Raw genomic sequence first — 21,063 nt, 5'->3', positions numbered from 1 at the left:
CATCGAGATATGTCAAGAATTTGCCAAATAACAGGAAAGCGTGCAATGGTTGGTAACAACGTTTCTCACGCTAATAACAAAACGAAGCGTCGTTTTGAAATTAACTTATTGGAGAAGAAGTTTTACCTTCCAGAGCAAGATAAGCACGTAACGTTAAAAGTTTCAGCTCATGGATTGAGAGTGATTAACAAGATTGGAATTGAAGAAGCTCTAGAAAGAGCAGCAAGAAACGGATTTATTAAATAATTAAGAAATCATGGCAAAAAAAGGAAACAGAGTTCAAGTAATTCTTGAATGTACAGAGCATAAAGAAAGCGGTATGCCGGGAATGTCAAGATACATTTCTACTAAAAATAAAAAGAACACTACAGAAAGATTAGAACTTAAAAAGTATAATCCGGTTCTTAAGAAATATACTGTTCACAAAGAAATCAAGTAATTTATAAAATATAACTTACCATGGCAAAGAAAGTAGTAGCAACCCTACAAAGCGGTCAGTCAAAAAAAATGACTAAAGTTGTGAAAATGGTGAAGTCATCTAAATCAGGTGCTTACGTTTTCGAAGAAAAAGTAATGAATGCAGACGAAGTAGACGGTTATTTAAAAAAATAATCTACACTTTATTTACAATATAAAAACTACTCAGATTTTGGGTAGTTTTTTTATTTCTATTCAAACTTATGTTTATTTTCGTAAGAAAATATGTGATGAAAAACCTTATTTTTTATGGATTCTTTCTTCTATTTGTAAACAGTTCCTGCAACAAGGCAATATTGAAACAATCCGTTGAAGACAAAACGGGAGTACAGCTGATCGTTCTGGGCAATGTTCAGGATGCCGGTTCCCCCCAAGTGGGATGCCAGAAGAAATGCTGCGAAAAACTATGGTATAAGCCTGATTTGAAAAGAAAAATAATTTCTATAGGTGTAATGGACCACCGTCAGCAAAAAAACTACATTTTTGATGCAAGTCCCGATATAACCTATCAATTACAATTCCTCCAACAAAAAAACAAAACATCCGGAACAGTAGACGGCATTTTCATAACACACGCCCATATCGGACACTATACAGGGCTCATGTACCTGGGGAAAGAAGCGATGTCTTCCCAAAATGTTCCCGTCTATGCCATGCCGAAACTGGCTTCTTTTCTGGAAAATAACGGACCATGGTCCCAATTGGTTGATTACAAAAATATAAGAGTCCGGAAAATGGAAAACGAAGTACCTGTTGTTCTGAGCTCTTCTATAAAAGTAACTCCGATCCTGGTGCCGCATCGGGATGAATTTTCAGAAACAGTCGGTTATATGATAGAGGGTCCTAAGAAAAAAGCACTATTCATTCCCGACATTGATAAATGGAAAAAGTGGAAATATAATATTATAGACTTTATAAAAAAAGTTGATTATGCTTTCCTTGATGCCACATTCTATAATGCAGAGGAGATTGGGAACCGGGATATCTCAACTATTCCCCACCCTTTAGTTGAAGAAAGCATGGAACTGTTTAAAGACCTGAGTCCGGAAGAGAAAAGAAGAATTTATTTTATTCACTTCAACCACACCAATAATCTACTGATTCCCGACAGTCCGGAAAGCAAAACAGTCCTTAAAAACGGATACAATATCGCAAGAACAGGAGACATTGTAGAGCTCTGATTTTAACGGGCAATAACTTCAGTTTAAGGAAGTTTTTTTGCTATCTTTGTTCACCGGATTATTAATCAGCTCACTATGAAAAAGACTTTTGTTCTGATTTTTACAGTGATTTTTCTATTTTCATTCAGTCAGAAGAAAACAATGAACAACATAGAATATAAAAATTCCTCAAAAGTTTTCACCATCAAAGGATTATCCCAATCCATAAGCATTGATTGCGGAACGTCTACTATGATTCTCCTGTCCGGACAGGTTCCGCTAGATGCAGAAGGAAACTTAGTCGGTAACAATATTGAGCAGCAGACACAACAGATTTTTAAAAACATTGAAAACATTCTCAAAGAGTATGGAGCTACCGGGAAAAATATTATAAAACTGGGAATTTTCACAACAGATATCTCCAAAACCCCGGATTTCAGAAAAGTGCGGGATTTATATATCAACCTTCAAAACCCTCCTGTAAGCAGCCTTATAGAAGTAAGCCGTCTTTTCAGAGATGATGTACTTATAGAAGTAGAAGCTACAGCAGTTATTAATAAACAAGAAAAACAATGAGTTGGTTTAAAAATATTTTCAAAAAAGAAGAGAAAGAAACATTAGACAAAGGATTGGAAAAGTCCAGCCAAGGTTTCTTTGAAAAAATGACAAAAGCCGTAGTCGGTAAAAGCAAAGTGGATGATGAAGTACTGGATGATCTGGAAGAAATACTTATTGCTTCCGATGTCGGTGCATCAACCACCATTAAAATCATAGAGAGAATTGAGGAGCGTGTTGCCAGAGACAAATACGTCAGTGTAAACGAACTGGACAAAATCCTTCGTGAAGAAATTACAGGATTATTGCTGGAAAACCCTCATGCCGGAACCGGAAATATAGATACGTCCAAAAAACCATACGTGATTATGGTTGTTGGAGTGAATGGTGTAGGAAAAACCACCACTATAGGTAAGCTGGCCCATCAATTCAAATCCGAAGGAAAAAAAGTGGTCCTGGGTGCCGCAGACACATTCAGAGCTGCTGCCGTGGACCAATTAACCATCTGGAGCGAAAGAGTGGGTGTTCCGATTGTTAAACAGAATATGGGTTCTGATCCCGCTTCCGTGGCGTTTGACACTGTTCAAAGCGCTGTGGCCCAGGATGCAGATGTAGTGATTATTGATACCGCAGGAAGACTTCACAATAAAGTTAATTTAATGAATGAACTTTCTAAAATTAAAAGAGTGATGCAAAAAGTGATTCCGGATGCTCCTCATGAGATCTTACTGGTTCTTGATGGTTCTACAGGTCAAAATGCATTTGAGCAGGCCAAACAATTTACTGCCGCTACGGAAGTCAATGCTTTAGCTGTTACAAAACTGGACGGCACTGCCAAAGGAGGTGTTGTGATAGGAATTTCCGATCAGTTCCAGATTCCTGTAAAATATATAGGCGTTGGCGAGAAGATGCAGGACCTGCAATTATTTAATGGTACAGAATTTGTTGACTCTTTTTTCAAGAAAAGATGATATTTATCATATTTTCCCTACATTAGTAAAACACATTAATCAATTAATAATTAAAAAATTTACGACTATGGGAATTTTAACTTGGATCATATTTGGTCTTATTGCAGGTGCAATCGCGAAACTTATTATGCCGGGAACACAAGGTGGCGGCTGGCTTATGACAATTATTCTAGGAATTGTGGGAGCTTTTGTTGGTGGGTTTATAGGCAGCGCACTCGGCTGGGGAACAGTAGATGAATTTGATTTCAGAAGCATGCTATTAGCAGTGGGAGGAGCTCTGATTGTGCTCTGGATCTACGGAATGGCGACGAGGAGAAGCTAAAGAAAGACAATAAAAAAACAAAGCCCGGATTTGAATATCAAATCCGGGCTTTTTGTACAATATATAATTTAGTTAATTTTTATCTGGTAAGGCATTTCCATTTTAACTTCAGACTTTAGCTTTTTATCAGTAATCTGCTGCAAAATTTCATAATTAGCTTTTCCAATTTTGTTTTTAATGACTCTTGCAGAAATATCTTCTTCATTCAGGTCACTAAAAATCTGTTCGATCGGAGACATTTTTTTAGGATAAGAGGCTACATGATAAGAGGTGAGCCCCGCTTTCTGAGCCGCAAATTTAACAGCATCATTCAGAGTACCCAGCTCGTCAACCAGACCAATTTGCTTAGCCCTGGTACCGCTCCATACTCTTCCCCCTCCCACACTGTCAATCTGCTCAAAGCTTTGCTTTCTGTTCTGCGTTACAAAATGAACAAATCTTTTATAGGTACCTTCAACACTTCTGGTAATTAAGCTAACCCCATAAGGCGTAACACCATTCAAAGATGAGTAATACTGTGAATTAGCATTAGTGGAAACAATATCCGAACGGATTCCGTTTTTATTGGCAATATCTTTAAAATAAGGTATTACACCGAAAACACCTATGGAACCGGTAAGCGTGTTAGGCTCAGAATAAATCTTATCTGCCGCCATCGCAATATAATATCCTCCGGAAGCTGCATAATCCCCAAAAGAAACAATCAGTGGCTTTTTCTTTTTCAACTGCTGAAGCTCAAACAGAATTTCGTCTGAAGCATTGGCACTTCCCCCCGGAGAATTGATTCTGAATACCACCGCTTTTACTTTATCATTCTTCTGAAGCTCTTTAATATATTTAATATACTTTTCAGAATAGATTTCATTATACTCATCCCCATTATTAATGGAACCTGATGCATATAATACAGCTACTTTATCTCCTGATTTATTCTCATCAGCATAAGAACTGATATATTTACTTAATGAAATTTTATTTAATTTATCATTTTCCTTTAAGCTTAGCTTAGACTTCATCAGTTGATCATATTCCGTCTTCTGAATCAATTGATCCGCAAGTCTGTATTTTAAACCTTGTTCAGGAATCATTCCGTACAGGCTATCTACCACAGTTCTGAATTGGGCTGTATCTATTTTTCTGGAAGAAGCAATTCTTGTAGATGTATTCTTCCAGATATCATTCAGCAGGGTACTAAGTTGTTCCTTATTTTCAGGAGAGATATCATTTCTAAGGAATGGTTCTACTGCAGACTTGAATTTCCCATGGCGGATAACTTCGATTCCAATTCCGTATTTTTCAGCAAAATCCTTAAAGAAAGTAACTTCCGTAGCTAAACCTTTCAGCTCAATCATTCCGGACGGGTTCAGATAATATTTATCCGCAACAGATCCTAAATAATAAGAAGCTTGTGAAACCATATTTCCGTAAGCATAGACAAACTTTCCGCTCTTTTTAAAATCCTCAATTGCATTTCTCAGATCATCAATTTGTGTAATTCCGGCATTCAAATTATCAGCTTCAATGCTTATTCCTTTAATATTATCATCTGTTTTAGCTTTATTGATCGCTTCAAGTGCTTCATAGATCAAAACACTTTTATTTTGACTTTTTATATTGAACAAATCGCTTTGCTCTTCCGTCGGACTATCAATAATTTCTGTTTTTAAATTGATGGTCAATATAGAATTCTTCTTAACAATGGCTTTCTCTCCTCCCATAGAACTCAAAACAAGAGTCATCATAAAAAAGAAGAAAAATACCGCAGACAGTATAAGAATTGCAACTATATTTGCCAAGACACTTTTAAAAAAACTTTTCATAAATCAATCATTTCACAATATGTCGCAACAAAAAGTCATTTTGTTACTCGGAAGTAATCTGGGAGATCCAAAAAAAAATCTGGATCTCGCTTTAGAAAAGCTGGAAAACGGAAATATTGAAATATTAAAAAAAAGTAAATTATTAATTTCACCACCTGTAGAATTTGTCAGTTCCAATATTTTTTGTAATATTGCAACAATAATATTGACAGATCTTTCACCAATTCAGTTACTTAATTTCATTAAAAGCATTGAAATTGAGATGGGAAGGACAAATGATTCAAGAGTCTCAGGAGGCTATACAGACCGAATTATAGACATTGATATCATTAAATACAATGAATTAAATTTTATATCAGAAAGATTAGATGTCCCTCATAAAAAACATCTTTTTGAGAGAGAATTTTCTAAAATATTATTAAAAAATTTATCTAGGAAAACATAAAACATATTGTATGAAATTAGGTTTATTATTATTGGCCGCGTTGCCTATTGCCACTTATGCTCAGGACAGTATTGCAGTAAATTCATCCAATGAATATCCGAATACTTTTTCCTCAGGTTCTGCCAATGTTCAACCTTTTAACAATTCAACCAGAAGATTTAATGACTGGTCTATATCCGTTGGTGGTGGAGCTGCATTCATGGCACACTCAGATCTTACATCTTTTTATGACAAGAAGGTAAACTGGGGATACAATGCATACGTGAGTTTAGATAAGCAAATCACCCATACCTTTGGATTAAGCTTGATGTACCAGAGGGGTGAAACAAAACAGCAAGCTCAGCTTGATGGAGCTGCAGGACAGTTGGGCGGTGTTGCAACTGCTACCACAAAGTATAACCAGGTTGCTTTGATGGGAGATATTAACTTCTCTAATCTATTAAGAAGAGTAGATAATCATTCTCCGTACAGATGGGCACTGCATGGCTATGCAGGTATCGGTTTCATGAACTACGATACGTCTTTGCATGACAACAATGAGTTCAGATGGAGCACTTCTCCAGCAAGAATTCCTTTGTTTATTGAGAAAAAATTAGACATTGGATCATTCTTTTATCAAGGAGGTGTCGGCTTGAAATATAAGGTCTCTAATCTTATTGACGTTGAAGCAAGAACAATGTATGTAATAAGTGGTGACGATGAATTTGACGGTGGTGGACATGCAGGTCCCGCTGATTATGATCCCAATTCAAAAGTCTCCAAGTATAATATGATCAGCGAAAGAAGATCTGATAACTTATGGACAGTCAACCTAGGATTGTCTTTCAATCTAGGAAAGCATGAATCTCATTTAGCATGGCATGATCCTCTACAAGAGGCATACTACAGAGCTTATGTGTTAGAAAATGCAGCAGTGGATTTTGTTGTATGTGAAAAAGGAGATAATGACAATGACGGAGTTTGTGACGATTGGGACAGAGAACTTAATACTCCTGCAGGTGCAAGAGTTGATGGAGCTGGTGTTGCTTTAGACATGGACCTTGACGGAGTTATTGACTTATACGATAAGTGCGTAACTGTTCCTGGGCCAGCTGATAACAACGGATGTCCAACGAATAAATAAAAGGGTATTACTCTTTAAATAAAAGAAAAAATCATTTAATTAACTAAATAAAAAATACACTATGAAATTAAGTTTAGCAATTGTTGCATTGGCGCTAGCTGTACCTGCAGCAAGTTATGCGCAAGACTCGACAGCAGTTTCGAATGGAGAATATCCTAACACGTTTTCTTCAGGTTCTGCTAATGTTTCTCCATTTACCAATGGCTCTAAAAGATTTAATGACTGGTCAATTTCAGCAGGTGTAGGTGTACCTCTTGTTCAGTCAGCAGACTTAACATCTATTAAAAATGGTAATGGTAAGAATCTTTTTGGGTATTCAGCATATGTAAGTATCGACAAAGCGATTACTCACGCTTTTGGATTAAAATTACAATATGACAGAGGAGAAACGAGACAAGGATGGTTCAATACTAAAGATCCGGCTCCTTCTAATGCTTCAGCTTACCAGCAAGTGGGTGCAAGAACACAGTATGACGCAATCTCATTATTAGGAGATATCAACTTCTCTAACCTTTTAAGAAGAGTTGACAATCATTCTCCTTTCAGATGGGCATTACACGGATACGCAGGTATTGGTACTTTGGCATACAGAGCTTATCAGAAAGATGAAAACGGACAAAGATTGGCAACTGAGGTTAAACCTTTTAAATTAGGTTCTATGTTTGGACAAGCCGGAGCAGGTTTGAAATATAAGGTGAACAGAAGAATTGACATTGAAGGTAGACTAATGTATGTTGTTACGGGTGACGATGAATTCGATGGTGGAGGTTATGCCTATAGCGATATCAACAGACGTGAAGAACAGGTATCTGATAACTTCTTCAATGCAACTTTAGGGGTTTCTTTAAAATTAGGAAAACACGAATCTCACTTAATGTGGCATGATCCATTACAAGAAATTTATTATAAACTAGATGTTTTGGCAAATAAAAATCAGGATATCGAAGTTTGTAAGAAAGGTGATGCTGATAATGACGGAGTTTGTGATGATTGGGACAGACAGCTTGATACTCCGGCAGGTGCCAGAGTTGATGGTGCTGGTGTTGCTCTTGATACTGATTTAGACGGAGTAATTGACCTTTACGATAAGTGTGTAACTGTTCCTGGACCAGTAGAAAACAACGGTTGTCCAAATACACCAGTAACTACGGGACCGGTAACTGACGAAACAAGAACATTAGAAGGAATTGAATTTGACTTGAATTCTGACAGAATCTTGCCTTCTAATACCCCTATCCTGAACAACGCTGTTAACTACATTAACTCTTCAAGCGGTTCTTATAATGTAATCGGAGCTACGGATACAAGAGCTTCTGATGCTTATAACCAAAGATTATCTGAAAGAAGAGCTAACAACGTTAAAGATTATCTAATCAAAAACGGTGTTGAAGCTGGAAAATTGAACGCTATCGGTAGAGGTGAAAAAGACCTTAAGTATCCTGAATGTGAGCCTGCAACTAAATGTCCTGAATGGAAAAACAGAGCAAACAGAAGAGTATACTTCGAAGCTAAATAATAAACTTATTATTTATTATATAAAAGTCATGCAAAGCATGACTTTTTTTGTTGTCATACTTTCCTTATTTTTACCCTATGATTTCCTCTCAAGAATTCCAACAGCTCAAATATGAAACCCTCAAACATTTTTGGGGATATGATAGTTTCCGAGATTCCCAGGAAGAAATTATCGATTCCGTGATCACAGAAAAAGACACTTTAGTATTATTGCCTACAGGAGCCGGGAAGTCTTTATGTTATCAGCTTCCTGCCCTATTAAAAGAAGGAGTTTGTCTTGTCATTTCTCCATTATTGGCGTTAATGAAAGATCAGGTGAACCAATTAAAACACCGTAACATCGAGGCAGAATATCTATCCTCAGAATTGGACGAATTTGATGCAGAAGTGATATTCAACAGATGTAAGGAAGGCTTAACAAAATTACTGTATATCTCTCCTGAAAGATTAAACAATACCCAATTCCTTCAAAATATTGAAGACATTCAGCTTTCTTTCATTGCGGTGGATGAAGCGCATTGTATTTCCGAGTGGGGACAGGATTTCAGGCCTAGTTATCAGAATATTAAAGAATTCAGAAAAAATAACCCGGGGATTCCATGCCTGGCTCTAACTGCTACAGCGACTCCCAAAGTTCTTGAAGAAATCAAAACCAAACTTGAGCTTAAAAATGCTGAAGTTTTCCAAAAAAGTTTTAAAAGAAATAACATTAAGATTTTCACAGACGAGGTTTCTGATAAATTTCAGAGAGTTCTGGATATTTTAAAATATAATTCAAGTTCCGGGATCGTTTACGTAAGAACAAGAAAAGAAGCGGAGCTTCTTACCGGTTTTTTGCAAAAAAATAAGTTAAAAAATATAGATTTCTTCCATGCAGGGCTTTCCACGAAAGAGAAAAATATCAAGCAAAACACCTGGAATAATAGTGATCAGCATGTTTTAATTTCTACCAATGCCTTTGGGATGGGAATCGATAAAGATAATGTACGTTTTGTCATTCACTTCTCACCTTCTTCTTCACTGGAAAACTATTACCAGGAAATCGGAAGAGCAGGAAGAGACGGAAAAGACAGTTTCGCATTTTTGCTTTGGAATAAACAGGAAATTGTAAACTTTGACCAGATTTTAAAAAACCAGACTCCAAACAAATCAGAATTTCAAAGGATCATTACTTACCTCTACTCTATTTTCCAAATTGCTGAATATGAAATGCCTGAAAAAGTTTTTGAGCTTAACATGAGCGGAATTCAAAATTTCACCAAATTATCAACGGCTAAAATAAAAAATGTACTGAATTTCCTTCACAATCAGGAGATCATATATTTTAATGATAACAAGAGCTTATCTTCTGTGCAATTATTGATGCAGGCTGATGAAATAGACCAGTTACCTCATAAAGATGCTTATTTTATCGAGCTTTTACTACGCACAGTTTCAGGAATTACCACTCATAAAGTCATGTTCAGTGAACTACAGGTAAGCAATAAAATAGGCGTTGGCGTTGCACTAATCAAAGAGCGTCTTAAAGAACTTCATCAGAAAAATTATCTTGAATATGTAGACGGAGCATTATCGAGTGTAAAATTCTTAAAGCCAAGAGATGAAAGAGCCATCAATGGTGCTTATTGGAACCTTTTCGAGCATATTCAAAAGAATAAGATCAGGAAATGGGAAGAAATGAAATTTTATGTAGAAAATAAGGAATATTGCAAAATGAAACTTATTCTTTCTTATTTCGGAGAAAAGAATTCAAAAAACTGTGACCAATGTTCTGTTTGTGAGCAAAATAAACAGTCTATTTTCGGGAAAAACATTTCCATGCAGATTGTTGATCTGTTAGCGAAAAAGCCTGCGACCATTGAAGAGCTTTCTATACAATTGAGCTACCATCCTAAGGAAAACATTTTAGAGAATCTTATCTTTCTTTTAGATTCCGGTAAAGTGAAAATGTTGAATTTCAGAACGTATATGTTAGCATAATTGATAATTGATAATTGATAATTGATTACGTAATTCTTTAATCTTTCAATGTTTTAATCTTTTAATCTTTAAATCCTCAATAACACTTATCTTTGCACCATGAAATCATTGAAAGTTGTTTTTTTAGGAACTCCCGAGTTTGCCAAAAACTCCCTGGAAGCTATTCATCAATCTCACCATGAAGTAGTCGGGGTTGTAACAGTTGCAGACAAAGCAAGCGGTCGCGGACAAAAAATCAATCAGTCACCCGTAAAAGTTTTTGCGGTAGAAAATAATCTTCCGGTTTTCCAGCCTGAAAAATTAAGAAATCCTGAATTTTTAGAAGAATTAAGAAAGTTGGATGCAGATGTATTTGTGGTTGTTGCTTTCAGAATGATGCCTAAAGTTCTTTTTGAGATGCCTAAACTGGGAACTTTCAATCTTCATGCTTCCTTATTGCCGGATTACAGAGGTGCAGCTCCTATCAATTATGCCATCATTAATGGTGAAGAAAAAACTGGAGCCACCACTTTTTTCATTAATGAGAAAATAGATGAAGGAAATATTTTGCTTCAGGAAGAACTGGAAGTTTTACCGGATGAAAATGCAGGAAGCCTTCACGACCGTTTAATGGAAATAGGAGCTCAATTAGTAGTAAAAACGTTAAATGGCTTAGCCGAAAATTCTATTGTAGAAAAACCTCAGCCAAACGTTGAGCATCCAAAAAACGCTTATAAAATATTTAAAGAAGATACAAGAATTAACTGGAATGCACCATCAAAAACAGTTCATCAGTTTATTTTGGGAATGTCACCTTATCCTGCTGCTTTTACCACTTTAAAAATCGGGGAGGAAGAAAAAGGATTGAAAATATTCGGAGGGAAGTTTGAACTTTCAGATCATGGAAAACCTGCCGGAACTTTAGATATCTCAAAAAACGATTTTAAAATCTATACTCAGGATGGAATATATGAGCCTCTGGAACTTCAGCTGGAAGGGAAGAAAAGAATGAATATTAAAGATTTTCTGAATGGTTTCAGAAATTTTGACGAAATAAAAATGGCTTGATTAATCAAGCCATTTTTATTTCGTCAAAGTCAATTCACAATTGACCATTCACAATTTTATAGCTGTACCATTTCCGTAACCTCTACATCATATCCCCCAACCTGAGGTTTGATATTCGGGTTTTGAGTGATTACCTTGAATTTATTGATTCCCAAATTTTTCAGAATCTGTGTTCCGATCCCGTAATCTCTGTAATTATAAGCTAAAGTAGGACGCTGTTCCTGTCCGTCCTGATAATTCAAAAACTGCTGTAATTTTCTCAATGTATTTTCAGAATTCGAAACGTTGTTGATGAAAATAATCGCTCCTTTTCCTTCTTCATGGATCATATTGGTTACCTTTTCCAATAATGGTTTTTCACCGTTATTCAATCTTGTCAATACATCAAAATAAGAATCTGAAGACTGAACTCTTACCAAAATAGGCTCATCAACTGTCCAGCTTCCTTTCGTTAAGGCAAAATGTACCTGATCATTGGAAGTTTCTCTGAAAGCAAAGAAATCAAATTCTCCATAATGAGTTTTTACTTTTCTTTCTTCAATTCGCTCCACAAGGTTTCCTTTTTTAAGCTGATAATGGATCAGATCTTCAATAGAAACAATTTTCATATCATGCTTCTGAGCGAAGGCATACAATTCCGGTAAACGGGACATGCTTCCGTCCTCATTCATGATCTCACAGATCACTCCTCCTTCTTTTAAACCTGCCAAATGAGTCAAGTCAATGGCAGCTTCTGTATGTCCGGCTCTTTTCAGAACACCTCCTTTTCTCGCACGAAGCGGGAAAATATGTCCAGGTCTCATAAAATCGGTTGGTTTTGATTTTTCATCCATCAAAGCCAAAATGGTTTTCGCTCTGTCACTTGCAGAAATACCGGTAGAAGTTCCGTTTCCTAAAAGGTCTACAGACACCGTAAAAGCAGTTTCTTTAGGATCGCTGCTTCGGCTTACCATAATATCTAATCCAAGCTCATCACATCTTTTTTCCGGAAGCGGCATACAGATCAACCCTCTTCCGTGAACGGCCATAAAATTGATCAGTTCCGGAGTCGTTAATTCAGCTGCACAAAGAAAATCTCCTTCATTTTCTCTGTCTTCATCATCTACTACTATGATTATTTTACCATTTTTAAGGTCTTCGATAGCCTCTGGAATAGTATTTAATTTAATATCAGACATTTTTACTTTTTAAATTTTTGCAAAGATACTCATAAAAATAGGCATGTGCCAATTTATATAAACGGTTTGTTACGCTTTGAATAGAGAGTCTGCTGCTTCTCTGAAAATTCTATAGGAATCCAGTCTTTTCTGATGATCATAAATATGGGAATTGATAATCAATTCATCCACATGGAACCTTTCCTGAAAGTTTTTTAGTTTTTCTTCAATTTCAGGCTGATTCCCGATAAAGCTGTATCTTAATTTTTGTAAGACGGCAGCTTTTTCCATAGGTGACCAGATTTCATCCATATCTTCCACCGGCGGTGCAAAAGGTTTCCTGTCATTTCTTACAATATTAATGAATGCCTGGAATAAGGTAGTAGAAAGCTGATGTGCTTCTTCAGAAGTTTCCGCAGCAATTCCGTTAACACAAGCCATAACATAAGGCTGATCCAATTGTTTGGAAGGCTCAAAATGTTCCCTGTAAATATTGAACGCCATTTCCATTTGTTCAGGAGCAAAGTGCCCTGCAAAAGCATAAGGAAGTCCCAATTCTGCAGCCAACCATGCACTGTCTGTGCTTGAACCTAAAATATACAGCGGAATATCCAGTCCCTCTCCCGGAATCGCACGAACTAAAGATTCAGAATTTTCTTTGGAAAAATATCGTTGTAATTCTAAAATCTGTCTTGGAAACTGTTCATTGATAATGGCTGGATTTCTTCCCAATGCCTGCGCCGTTAACCCATCCGTTCCCGGAGCTCTTCCCAATCCCAGATCTATTCTTCCGGGAAAAAGAGATTCTAAAGTTCCGAACTGTTCCGCTATCACTAAAGAGCTGTGGTTCGGAAGCATAATTCCTCCGGAACCGACTCGTATTTTCTTTGTTCCGTTCGCTATAAAACCGATCAGAACCGAGGTTGCAGAACTGGCAATACTTGCCATATTGTGATGCTCCGCAAGCCAGTATCTTTTATAATCTAAATTTTCCGTATGGTTGGCTAAAGATAAACTGTCCTGAAACGTATCGTGGATACTCTTTTCCTGTTTTACGGGGGCAAGGTCCAGGACAGAAAGTTCAAAATTTTTCATAATTTCAATTGTTAGGTCTGAAAAACCAAACAAATTTATACTATATAAATTACATTAGTTACTTTTTGTAATTGATAAGTCTGATCGATGAATTCAGGAAAAAACTATTGAAATAATTTTCCTTCCACTAATTTTATTATATAGATAAAACATGTCTCCGATTTCTTATATTTGATTGCAAACAATTTGTAAACAAATTTGACATTAGAAATGAATATATTCGGATCCTTCTTTAATAATTTCAAAGTAATTTCTACTAAGAAATTCATTGCTAAACAAATAATGATTAAAGATTTATATGAACACCTTGTTTTATTGAGTCAGAATAAAACTGAATTTGAATTTATTGGAATCAATTCCAAAGGGGATGATTGTATTTATTTTTCAAAAGAAGGTCAAAATTATAATATCGAATATGAGGCAGTCGAAAAAAACCAACTCCCTTACTTCGAAAAAATTAAAAGTTTTGCTTTTAGGAATAATTACACAGCTATTCTGAAAAAATTAATGATGGAATTCCATATTTAATCATCCATACTAATACAGGAACAGATCAAACTATAAAACTCGCAGAACAAATTCAGAGTGAGATCTTTGGAAATACTGAAAGTACTATATATGAGATTGTTCCGTAATAATTAAAAATAAAAAACGATTAAATTATTTTGATCTATCTTTCTGATAATTATAATGATTCAACAAAATCCTGATCTCATTAAACTCAAAATCATTGGGTAGAGCATTCTTCCATTCTGTTAATGTCTCATGTGGTTTTTTATTGAATTCGTCTTCAAAAACTTTGATCTTATCCGAAGTGATCACTCTGGAAATATCCAATAATCCCTGCTCCGCAAATTTGGCAAGATGCCCAATAACGGTTTCTTTTACTAATCCTCTTTCCAAAGCAATTTCAGCGATAGTTTTTCCCTGTTCAAACAATTGGAACGTCAGAACTTGCGAAGGAACTTTGGCAATCTTCAAATTGATTTCTTTATCATTTTTTTCATCTAAAAGCTTCGTTTCCAATAAATGAATGTGTTTTAAGCTGTTCAGATACTCTTCGATATCTTCCAGCCATCTTTTGAATTCTTCGTTGTATTGCTTTAATCCTTTTGAACCTTTGATCTCAGCATAGAATTCTTTTAACGGGTTGAAAATTTTATCTTTTACTTCGGTAAAAAAGAAATTGACTGCTCCTTTTGTTTTGCTTTCAATTTCAGACCATTCTTCTTTCTGATTGATGAAGTTTCCTACTTTCTGAAATAAAACCCTTTCCAGTTTTTCAAAGATTTTTCCAAGGTTTATCGCATCCTGCTTCAACTGGTGATACAGCTGATTGGTTTTTAAATGATCAATACTTTTAGTGGTAATCGATAATTTGTTCCATTCCTCCACTTCCTGCAGCAACCACATGCAGTCAAGGGTTCGAAGCACTTTTCGGATGCTGTAATCGTATTTTTCCTGATTCAGAATAGTTTCTACATGATCATTGGCAAACGTATCACCCTGAAACTGTAAAATCCTGTTGTCCTTAAAGATAACTTCGGGTGTGATCTTAGATTTTAAGACAATGCCTTCCAATGTCCTGCAACGGGAAAGCGCAACGTAAACCTGTCCTGCGGTAAAGCTTTTTCCTGCATCAATGATCACTTTATCAAACGTTAATCCCTGACTTTTATGAATGGTAACGGCCCATGCTAACTTAATCGGAAACTGCTCAAAGCTTCCCAAAACTTCTTCTTTGATATTTTTCTCCGCATCCAGGAAATATTTTTTCTGTTCCCAAACCTCTCTTTTGACAACAATTTCCCTTTCACTTCCATCGAGAATAACCCGGATCTCGTTTTCGTCCAAAGCAGAAATTTCACCCAGCTTTCCATTGAAATATTTTTTATCCGGAGAAATGTCATTTCTGATGAACATGATCTGTGCTCCTACTTTTAATTCCAGATATTGCTCATTAGGAAACTGATTTTCCTTGAATTCTCCAAAAAGTTTGGCTTCATAAGTGGAAGGGTCAACTTTTATTTCCGCCAGTTTCTCCTGGTTGATTTCATCCGCCATTTTATTGTGGGAACACAGGTAAACGTAAGATTCATTTCCAGGATCAAAATCAGGATCATATCTTTCATTCAGATGCTCAAAATCAATATTGGCTACATCTCCGTCACGGATGGCATTCAAAATTTCAAGAAATTCTTCGTCGGATTGCCTGTACACTTTGGTCAATTCAATCGTAATCAGAGGAATTTCCTTAATGGCATGGCTATCAAAAAAGAAAGGTGATTTGTAATAGAGTTTTAAAATATGTTCATCTCTCACCACCGGCGGAAGCTGATACAAATCTCCAATGAACAGCATCTGTACTCCCCCAAACCTTTGGTTATTTCTTCTGATAAACCTCAACGAGAAATCCATCATATCAAGAACATCCGCTCTTAACATGGAAACCTCATCAATGATCAGTATTTCTACCTCTCTCAGCAGTTTTAGCTTATCTTTTCGGTATTTAAAATGTGGCATCAGATCAGCAATATTATTTGCCAAACTACCGTCAATACGATCTGTGGTTGGTAAGAAGGTCCTTAAAGGCAAACCAAACATAGAATGAATGGTAACACCTCCTGCATTGATTGCTGCAATTCCGGTGGGTGCTACTACAATATGTTTTTTTTTCGTTTTTTTTACAAAATCATTAAGGAAAGTTGTCTTTCCCGTTCCTGCTCTTCCCGTGAGAAAAACACTCCTGTTGGTATGCTCCAGTAAGTCAAAAAAATGATTGTTCATCGCCATCAAAATTACGGAAAATGAATGGGAAAATATTGTAATGGCATAAATTTTGAAAAATCCCTGATACAATATTATTCTATGAAAAAAACATTCCTGTATATTCCTTTTATAGCTTTGGCTATCGTTTCCTGCAAGAGTACAAACACTTCAGACCCGAATACTCTTCCTAAGGATATTTCCGAAAGGCCGGTAGATGAAAGCAGCCAGAAATATGATAACAGCCAACTTGAAAAAATCAAGGCAGGAATTGATTCAGAGATTGCAAAAGAGAAATGTACCGATCCCAATGAATGGGCGTTTTCTCCGATAGGTTCAAAAGCATGTGGCGGGCCCGTAACTTATATTGCGTACCCTAAAAAACTGGAAGCTGCCATTTTACCTAAAATCCAGGACTACACCAATAAAATGGCTGAGTATAATAAGAAATATAATATCACCTCTGACTGTATGATGGCCAATGAACCAACCTCTATAAAATGTGAGGATGAAAAAGCTGTTTTAGTGTATCAATAAAATATAGAAGCCGATTGATGACTTAAACCCTCAGGCTATTTGACACTAAGGATAAAAAACTCCGCCTAAGTTTTTAGGCGGAGTATTATTTTATATTTAAAAATATTATTCTTTATACCACGAAGAATATTTCACATAATTATCTGCAATCCTGTTCACTTCCCCTTCTAATAGTTGTGCAGAAATATCTTTGATTTTTCTGGCCGGAATACCGCCCCACACTTCGCCCGATTTAATATGGGTTCCCTGCGTCACTACTGAGCCGGCTCCTACAATAGAATTCTCTTCAACCAGGCAATCATCCATAACAATGGCTCCCATACCGATCAGAACGTTATCCTGAATGGTACATCCGTGAACAATGGCGTTGTGCCCGATGGAAACATTATTTCCAATATTTAACGGATGTTTCTGATAAGTACAATGCAGCATGGCATTATCCTGAACATTCACTTTATTTCCCATTTTGATGTAATGAACATCTCCTCTTATCACAGCATTATACCAAATACTGCAGTCTTTTCCCATCACCACATCCCCGATAATGGTTGCTGTTTCTGCCAAAAATGTATTTTCTCCGATCTGTGGTGTTTTTCCTAAAAGTTCTTTTACAAGTGCCATAATTTTAATTTGATAATTTGGAAAATGGATAAGATGAAATGAGTTAGTTGAAAGTCAAGTTTCAACTTCATAATTTTTAAATTAGAGTGATAGCAAAAATCTAACTTCTAACTCATCACTTCTAACTTCTTATCCGTATTTTTGTATCTCAAATTTAACGAAAAAATGCGTAAGATACTTATAGAGCCAACAGAAAACCCGAAAGTGATGAAATTTGTAGCTGATTACAACTTAATTCCGGGGTCTCTGGAGTTGGACAGAAGTTCAGATATCTCGGAAATTCCTCTTGCCCAGGAGCTTTTCAATTATCCTTTTGTGGAAAGAGTTTTCATCACGGCCAATTTTGTGGCAGTGGCCAAGCAGGAAACCGTAGAATGGGAACATGTAGCCGAAAGTCTGAAAAATGTAATTGAAGATGAACTATTGGCAAACCCGAGAATTTACCTTCAAAAGAAAAAGGAAATGTACCAGATTTATGCGGAAATGACTCCTAATCCTAATGTGATGAAGTTTGTTTCCAGTAAACTGCTGATGGATGGTTTCGTTGAAGTGAAATCAAGAGAAACTGCTGAGGAAGTTCCTTTGGCACAGGCTATTTTTAAGGAATTTGACTTTGCTCAGGAAGTTTTTATTTCCGACAATTTCGTTGCGGTTACCAAAAATGATTCGGTAGAATGGCATCAGATCATGATGGCGGTTCGTGGTTTCATTGCGGAATATCTACAGAACGGAGGGGTAATTTCCAACCTTGAGCCTCAAAAGCATGAAAACCCTGTTGAAAAGATCATCAACAGAGATTATACGGATTATGAGCAGAAGATTTCTGATATCCTAAATGAATATGTTGCTCCTGCCGTAGAAAATGACGGTGGAAAAATTTCATTAATGGAATATGATGAAAGCACCAAAACGGCAAAAATGCTTTTACAGGGGGCCTGTTCCGGTTGCCCAAGTTCAACAGCTACTTTGAAAAACGGGATAGAGAATATTTTAAAGCAATTTGTTCCTGATTTAGTAGAAAAAGTAGAAGCTGTTAACGGATAAAAACATAAGTAATCAGTAATACATAATAAGCAATAAAAATTACTCATTACCAGTTACTCATTATTTATAATTTATGAAAGGAATTTTATTAGTCAATCTCGGTTCGCCAAAATCTACGGATGTAAAGGATGTAAAGGAATATCTTGATGAGTTCCTGATGGATGAAAGAGTAATTGATTACCGTTGGATCTTCCGTGCACTTTTAGTCCGTGGAATTATTTTAAAAACAAGGCCTCCTAAATCTGCTGAAGCTTATAAAACAGTATGGACGGATGAAGGGTCTCCATTAATTGTCATCACTGAAAAAATTCAGAAAAAACTGCAAAAGCTGGTAGATATTCCTGTAGAAATAGGAATGAGATATGCTGAACCAAGCATTGAAACCGGAATTCAGAGATTGGTTGACAAAGGAGTTTCTGAAATTGTTCTTTTCCCACTGTATCCGCAATATGCGATGAGCACAACGGAAACCGTGATTGAAAAAGCAGAAGAGGTAAGAAAGAAAAAATTTCCGGGTGTCAAAATCAATTATATACAGCCTTTTTATAACAGGGATATTTATATTGACTGCTTATCTGAAAGTATTAGGGAAAAGTTACCTGAAAACTTTGATGCTTTACAGTTCTCTTATCACGGAGTTCCGGAAAGGCATATTTATAAAACAGATCCTACCAAAACCTGTAATCTGAACGATTGCTGCTCAAGGGATGATAATCCGAGCCACCAGTTTTGCTATCGACATCAATGCTATAAAACCACCGAATCCGTTATTGAAAGACTGAACCTTCCAAAAGAAAAAACGATCGTTTCTTTCCAATCCAGATTAGGTAAAGATAAGTGGATCGAGCCTTATACCGATGAAACATTGGAAACTATTCCTAAAAAAGGAATAAAAAATCTGGCTATTGTTTGTCCGGCTTTCGTTTCAGATTGTTTGGAAACTTTGGAGGAAATTTCCGTAGAGGGTAAAGAGGAGTTTTTACATGCGGGCGGAGAAAACTTCCATTATATTCCCTGCCTGAATGATGAAGACCGATGGATTGAAGTGATCAAGATTTTGTGTGAAGAAAAACTGAATGAGTTTTATTTAGTTTAGAAATACTTACAATAAAAAAAACCTCCAATAACTGGAGGTTTTTATTTTTACTTATAGAGACTCTTCAATCCGTTATCGCTTCGTTCAGAATGACAATAGAAGCATTATCTCACAGGTGTTCTGAATTCTCCATACCCCATTAAACCATCATAATTCCTGCCAAACGGAGCAAAATATAAAAATGCCTGATAAAGATTTTCTGTCTGCCAGAAATTCCCGTTCACCTCTCCGAAGTTTAAAGTTCCATCAGATTCTTTTGTAGCCAGAATATAGTTGTAGAACCCTTGCTTCATATAAATTCTTGCCACATATTTTTTATTGGCCTCATCATATTCCATCTGATATTCTTTCTTAGGTTGGAAATCATTAAATCCTCCCAACACATAAATATCTTTATCCATTTTATCAGAATCCAGAGAAAAATATACCCATGCATAATCTGCTTCTCTTTCCGCATTTCTTTCGATTCCCATATCATTTCTCCTGTAATACCAAGCCCCGTTTACGTCCGGCTGATATTGATAGTTTAAAGGATACGCCCAAACCGGATGCAGATAGGTATTATTCACACCGTCTTTTACTTCTGTGGCCCGAACCATATCCGCAGCCATATCTATATTCTTATTATCGAAGTAATAAAATTCATTGTTTCCGGGGAAAGTAAGGCTCATTTGCTGAAAAAGCAGTTTACCTCCTAAGGTTGCGCTGGGCTTTAAGTTATTCACTGTAACATTTGGATTGTTATTCTGCATAACATTCAAAGACATAGAGTTTACATTCGAAGTCACATCGCCTCCTTTTGAAACAGCCTGTACTTCTACTCTTTGGTTAATGTCCGGATTTTTTGCATCTGCAATCCTGGAAACATTCAATGCTATAGCAGCAGTATCTTCCACTACATAAAATCTTCTCTTAAAAAGAGGTTTTTCCGCAGAATCTTTATAAACAATAAGCTCAAAATTCCCGGAGATTTTCGGCTGCATTCTTTCATTGGGGAACGTTAATGTATAATGGGTATAAGCCTGTAGCGTGTTGAACGAATATTGAAACTGATCCAGCAGTCCGTTTAAACTTCCTGTCGCAAATTCCGTGAAGAAAAGATTATCATCATTCCAGTTCCGATCATAATGTTTAATCGTATATCTGTAAATCTGGCTGGAGTTGGTAAGGTCATCAAAACTCAGAACCAGTCTTTCTCCAAACTTAATAACAGGAGTTTCATCATTCGTCTGCGGGTTGAATAATTGTATACTTTGGATATTCTGTCCAAAAACCAATCCGCTTAAAGTCAATAAGAATATTCGTAATGTTTTCATTATAACGAAGATAACG

At 36.2% G+C, this 21,063-nt stretch carries 22 protein-coding genes; 16 read left to right on the top strand and 6 right to left on the bottom strand.

Annotated features, from left to right (window positions below; translation table 11 throughout):
• Window positions 1-9: 9 nt before the first annotated feature.
• The 7 genes from rpmB (at window position 10) to ACGHIN_RS03895 (ending at window position 3,485) form a co-directional block, all read left to right on the top strand.
• Window positions 10-246 (top strand): 50S ribosomal protein L28, encoded by a 237-nt coding sequence (rpmB, locus tag ACGHIN_RS03925; RefSeq protein ID WP_121460143.1) that lies wholly within the window; start codon window positions 10-12, stop codon window positions 244-246.
• A gap of 10 nt (window positions 247-256) precedes the next feature.
• Window positions 257-439, top strand: a complete 183-nt coding sequence (gene rpmG / locus ACGHIN_RS03920) for a 50S ribosomal protein L33 (RefSeq protein ID WP_053327078.1) — start codon at window positions 257-259, stop codon at window positions 437-439.
• Between the two features lie 20 nt (window positions 440-459).
• Complete coding sequence (locus tag ACGHIN_RS03915; RefSeq protein ID WP_002976755.1) at window positions 460-612, top strand: DUF4295 domain-containing protein; 153 nt, start codon at window positions 460-462, stop codon at window positions 610-612.
• Between the two features lie 95 nt (window positions 613-707).
• Complete coding sequence (locus tag ACGHIN_RS03910; protein WP_390450986.1) at window positions 708-1,658, top strand: MBL fold metallo-hydrolase; 951 nt, start codon at window positions 708-710, stop codon at window positions 1,656-1,658.
• Between the two features lie 75 nt (window positions 1,659-1,733).
• Window positions 1,734-2,213 (top strand): RidA family protein, encoded by a 480-nt coding sequence (locus ACGHIN_RS03905; protein ID WP_390450984.1) that lies wholly within the window; start codon window positions 1,734-1,736, stop codon window positions 2,211-2,213.
• Window positions 2,210-3,163, top strand: coding sequence for a signal recognition particle-docking protein FtsY (gene ftsY / locus ACGHIN_RS03900; RefSeq protein ID WP_390450982.1), 954 nt, complete (start codon window positions 2,210-2,212; stop codon window positions 3,161-3,163). Before ACGHIN_RS03905 ends, ftsY begins: the two co-directional genes overlap by 4 nt.
• 67 nt (window positions 3,164-3,230) lie before the next feature.
• A complete protein-coding gene (locus ACGHIN_RS03895; RefSeq protein ID WP_390450980.1) occupies window positions 3,231-3,485 on the top strand; it encodes a GlsB/YeaQ/YmgE family stress response membrane protein in 255 nt (84 codons plus the stop codon).
• 68 nt (window positions 3,486-3,553) lie between these two features.
• Here the strand turns inward: ACGHIN_RS03895 and sppA are convergent, their stop codons facing one another.
• Window positions 3,554-5,281 (bottom strand): signal peptide peptidase SppA, encoded by a 1,728-nt coding sequence (gene sppA, locus ACGHIN_RS03890; protein WP_407936037.1) that lies wholly within the window; start codon window positions 5,279-5,281, stop codon window positions 3,554-3,556.
• On the opposite strand from sppA, the gene folK reads away from it, so the two are divergent.
• The 5 genes from folK to fmt all read left to right on the top strand — a co-directional run bounded on the left by folK (window position 5,184) and on the right by fmt (window position 11,415).
• On the top strand, window positions 5,184-5,750 hold the full coding sequence (folK, locus tag ACGHIN_RS03885; RefSeq protein ID WP_390450979.1) for a 2-amino-4-hydroxy-6-hydroxymethyldihydropteridine diphosphokinase: 567 nt from the start codon (window positions 5,184-5,186) through the stop codon (window positions 5,748-5,750). The two genes, sppA and folK, sit on opposite strands and share 98 nt — an antisense overlap.
• A gap of 10 nt (window positions 5,751-5,760) precedes the next feature.
• Window positions 5,761-6,873: an OmpA family protein gene (locus ACGHIN_RS03880; RefSeq protein WP_390450978.1), complete on the top strand. Its 1,113-nt coding sequence runs from the start codon at window positions 5,761-5,763 to the stop codon at window positions 6,871-6,873.
• A gap of 61 nt (window positions 6,874-6,934) precedes the next feature.
• Window positions 6,935-8,389, top strand: coding sequence for an OmpA family protein (locus ACGHIN_RS03875; RefSeq protein ID WP_390450976.1), 1,455 nt, complete (start codon window positions 6,935-6,937; stop codon window positions 8,387-8,389).
• A 77-nt stretch (window positions 8,390-8,466) separates the two neighbouring features.
• Window positions 8,467-10,368 carry a RecQ family ATP-dependent DNA helicase gene (locus ACGHIN_RS03870; protein WP_390450974.1) on the top strand — a complete coding sequence of 634 codons (1,902 nt, stop codon included), beginning with the start codon at window positions 8,467-8,469 and terminating at the stop codon, window positions 10,366-10,368.
• A 99-nt stretch (window positions 10,369-10,467) separates the two neighbouring features.
• The gene (gene fmt, locus ACGHIN_RS03865; protein ID WP_390450972.1) at window positions 10,468-11,415 is read left to right on the top strand and encodes a methionyl-tRNA formyltransferase; all 948 of its coding nucleotides are present in this window, start codon (window positions 10,468-10,470) and stop codon (window positions 11,413-11,415) included.
• Between the two features lie 56 nt (window positions 11,416-11,471).
• Here fmt and ribB read toward each other — a convergent pair whose 3' ends face one another.
• Together ribB and ACGHIN_RS03855 are read right to left on the bottom strand one after the other, a co-directional pair.
• Window positions 11,472-12,593: a 3,4-dihydroxy-2-butanone-4-phosphate synthase gene (ribB, locus tag ACGHIN_RS03860; RefSeq protein WP_390450970.1), complete on the bottom strand. Its 1,122-nt coding sequence runs from the start codon at window positions 12,591-12,593 to the stop codon at window positions 11,472-11,474.
• Window positions 12,594-12,662: 69 nt separating this feature from the next.
• The gene (locus tag ACGHIN_RS03855; protein WP_390450968.1) at window positions 12,663-13,667 is read right to left on the bottom strand and encodes an LLM class flavin-dependent oxidoreductase; all 1,005 of its coding nucleotides are present in this window, start codon (window positions 13,665-13,667) and stop codon (window positions 12,663-12,665) included.
• 210 nt (window positions 13,668-13,877) lie between these two features.
• Between ACGHIN_RS03855 and ACGHIN_RS03850 the strand changes: the two genes are divergently transcribed.
• Entirely contained in the window at window positions 13,878-14,195 is a 318-nt protein-coding gene (locus ACGHIN_RS03850; RefSeq protein WP_390450967.1) for a hypothetical protein, read from the top strand.
• 132 nt (window positions 14,196-14,327) lie between these two features.
• Here ACGHIN_RS03850 and ACGHIN_RS03845 read toward each other — a convergent pair whose 3' ends face one another.
• On the bottom strand, window positions 14,328-16,454 hold the full coding sequence (locus ACGHIN_RS03845; RefSeq protein WP_390450965.1) for a helix-turn-helix domain-containing protein: 2,127 nt from the start codon (window positions 16,452-16,454) through the stop codon (window positions 14,328-14,330).
• 81 nt (window positions 16,455-16,535) lie between these two features.
• On the opposite strand from ACGHIN_RS03845, the gene ACGHIN_RS03840 reads away from it, so the two are divergent.
• Window positions 16,536-16,970, top strand: coding sequence for a hypothetical protein (locus ACGHIN_RS03840; protein ID WP_390450963.1), 435 nt, complete (start codon window positions 16,536-16,538; stop codon window positions 16,968-16,970).
• Window positions 16,971-17,075: 105 nt separating this feature from the next.
• On the opposite strand, the gene ACGHIN_RS03835 is transcribed toward ACGHIN_RS03840, so the two are convergent.
• Window positions 17,076-17,591, bottom strand: coding sequence for a gamma carbonic anhydrase family protein (locus ACGHIN_RS03835; RefSeq protein ID WP_390450961.1), 516 nt, complete (start codon window positions 17,589-17,591; stop codon window positions 17,076-17,078).
• 165 nt (window positions 17,592-17,756) lie between these two features.
• Between ACGHIN_RS03835 and ACGHIN_RS03830 the strand changes: the two genes are divergently transcribed.
• On the top strand, window positions 17,757-18,635 hold the full coding sequence (locus ACGHIN_RS03830) for a NifU family protein (protein WP_390450959.1): 879 nt from the start codon (window positions 17,757-17,759) through the stop codon (window positions 18,633-18,635).
• Window positions 18,636-18,708: 73 nt separating this feature from the next.
• The gene (gene hemH, locus ACGHIN_RS03825) at window positions 18,709-19,731 is read left to right on the top strand and encodes a ferrochelatase (protein WP_390450957.1); all 1,023 of its coding nucleotides are present in this window, start codon (window positions 18,709-18,711) and stop codon (window positions 19,729-19,731) included.
• A 104-nt stretch (window positions 19,732-19,835) separates the two neighbouring features.
• On the opposite strand, the gene ACGHIN_RS03820 is transcribed toward hemH, so the two are convergent.
• On the bottom strand, window positions 19,836-21,047 hold the full coding sequence (locus tag ACGHIN_RS03820; RefSeq protein WP_390450955.1) for a type IX secretion system plug protein: 1,212 nt from the start codon (window positions 21,045-21,047) through the stop codon (window positions 19,836-19,838).
• Between the last annotated feature and the right edge of the window lie 16 nt (window positions 21,048-21,063).

Origin of the sequence: Chryseobacterium barbadense, assembly GCF_042849955.1 — a bacterium.
Lineage (GTDB): Bacteria > Bacteroidota > Bacteroidia > Flavobacteriales > Weeksellaceae > Chryseobacterium.
This window is presented reverse-complemented; position numbering and strand designations above follow the sequence as displayed.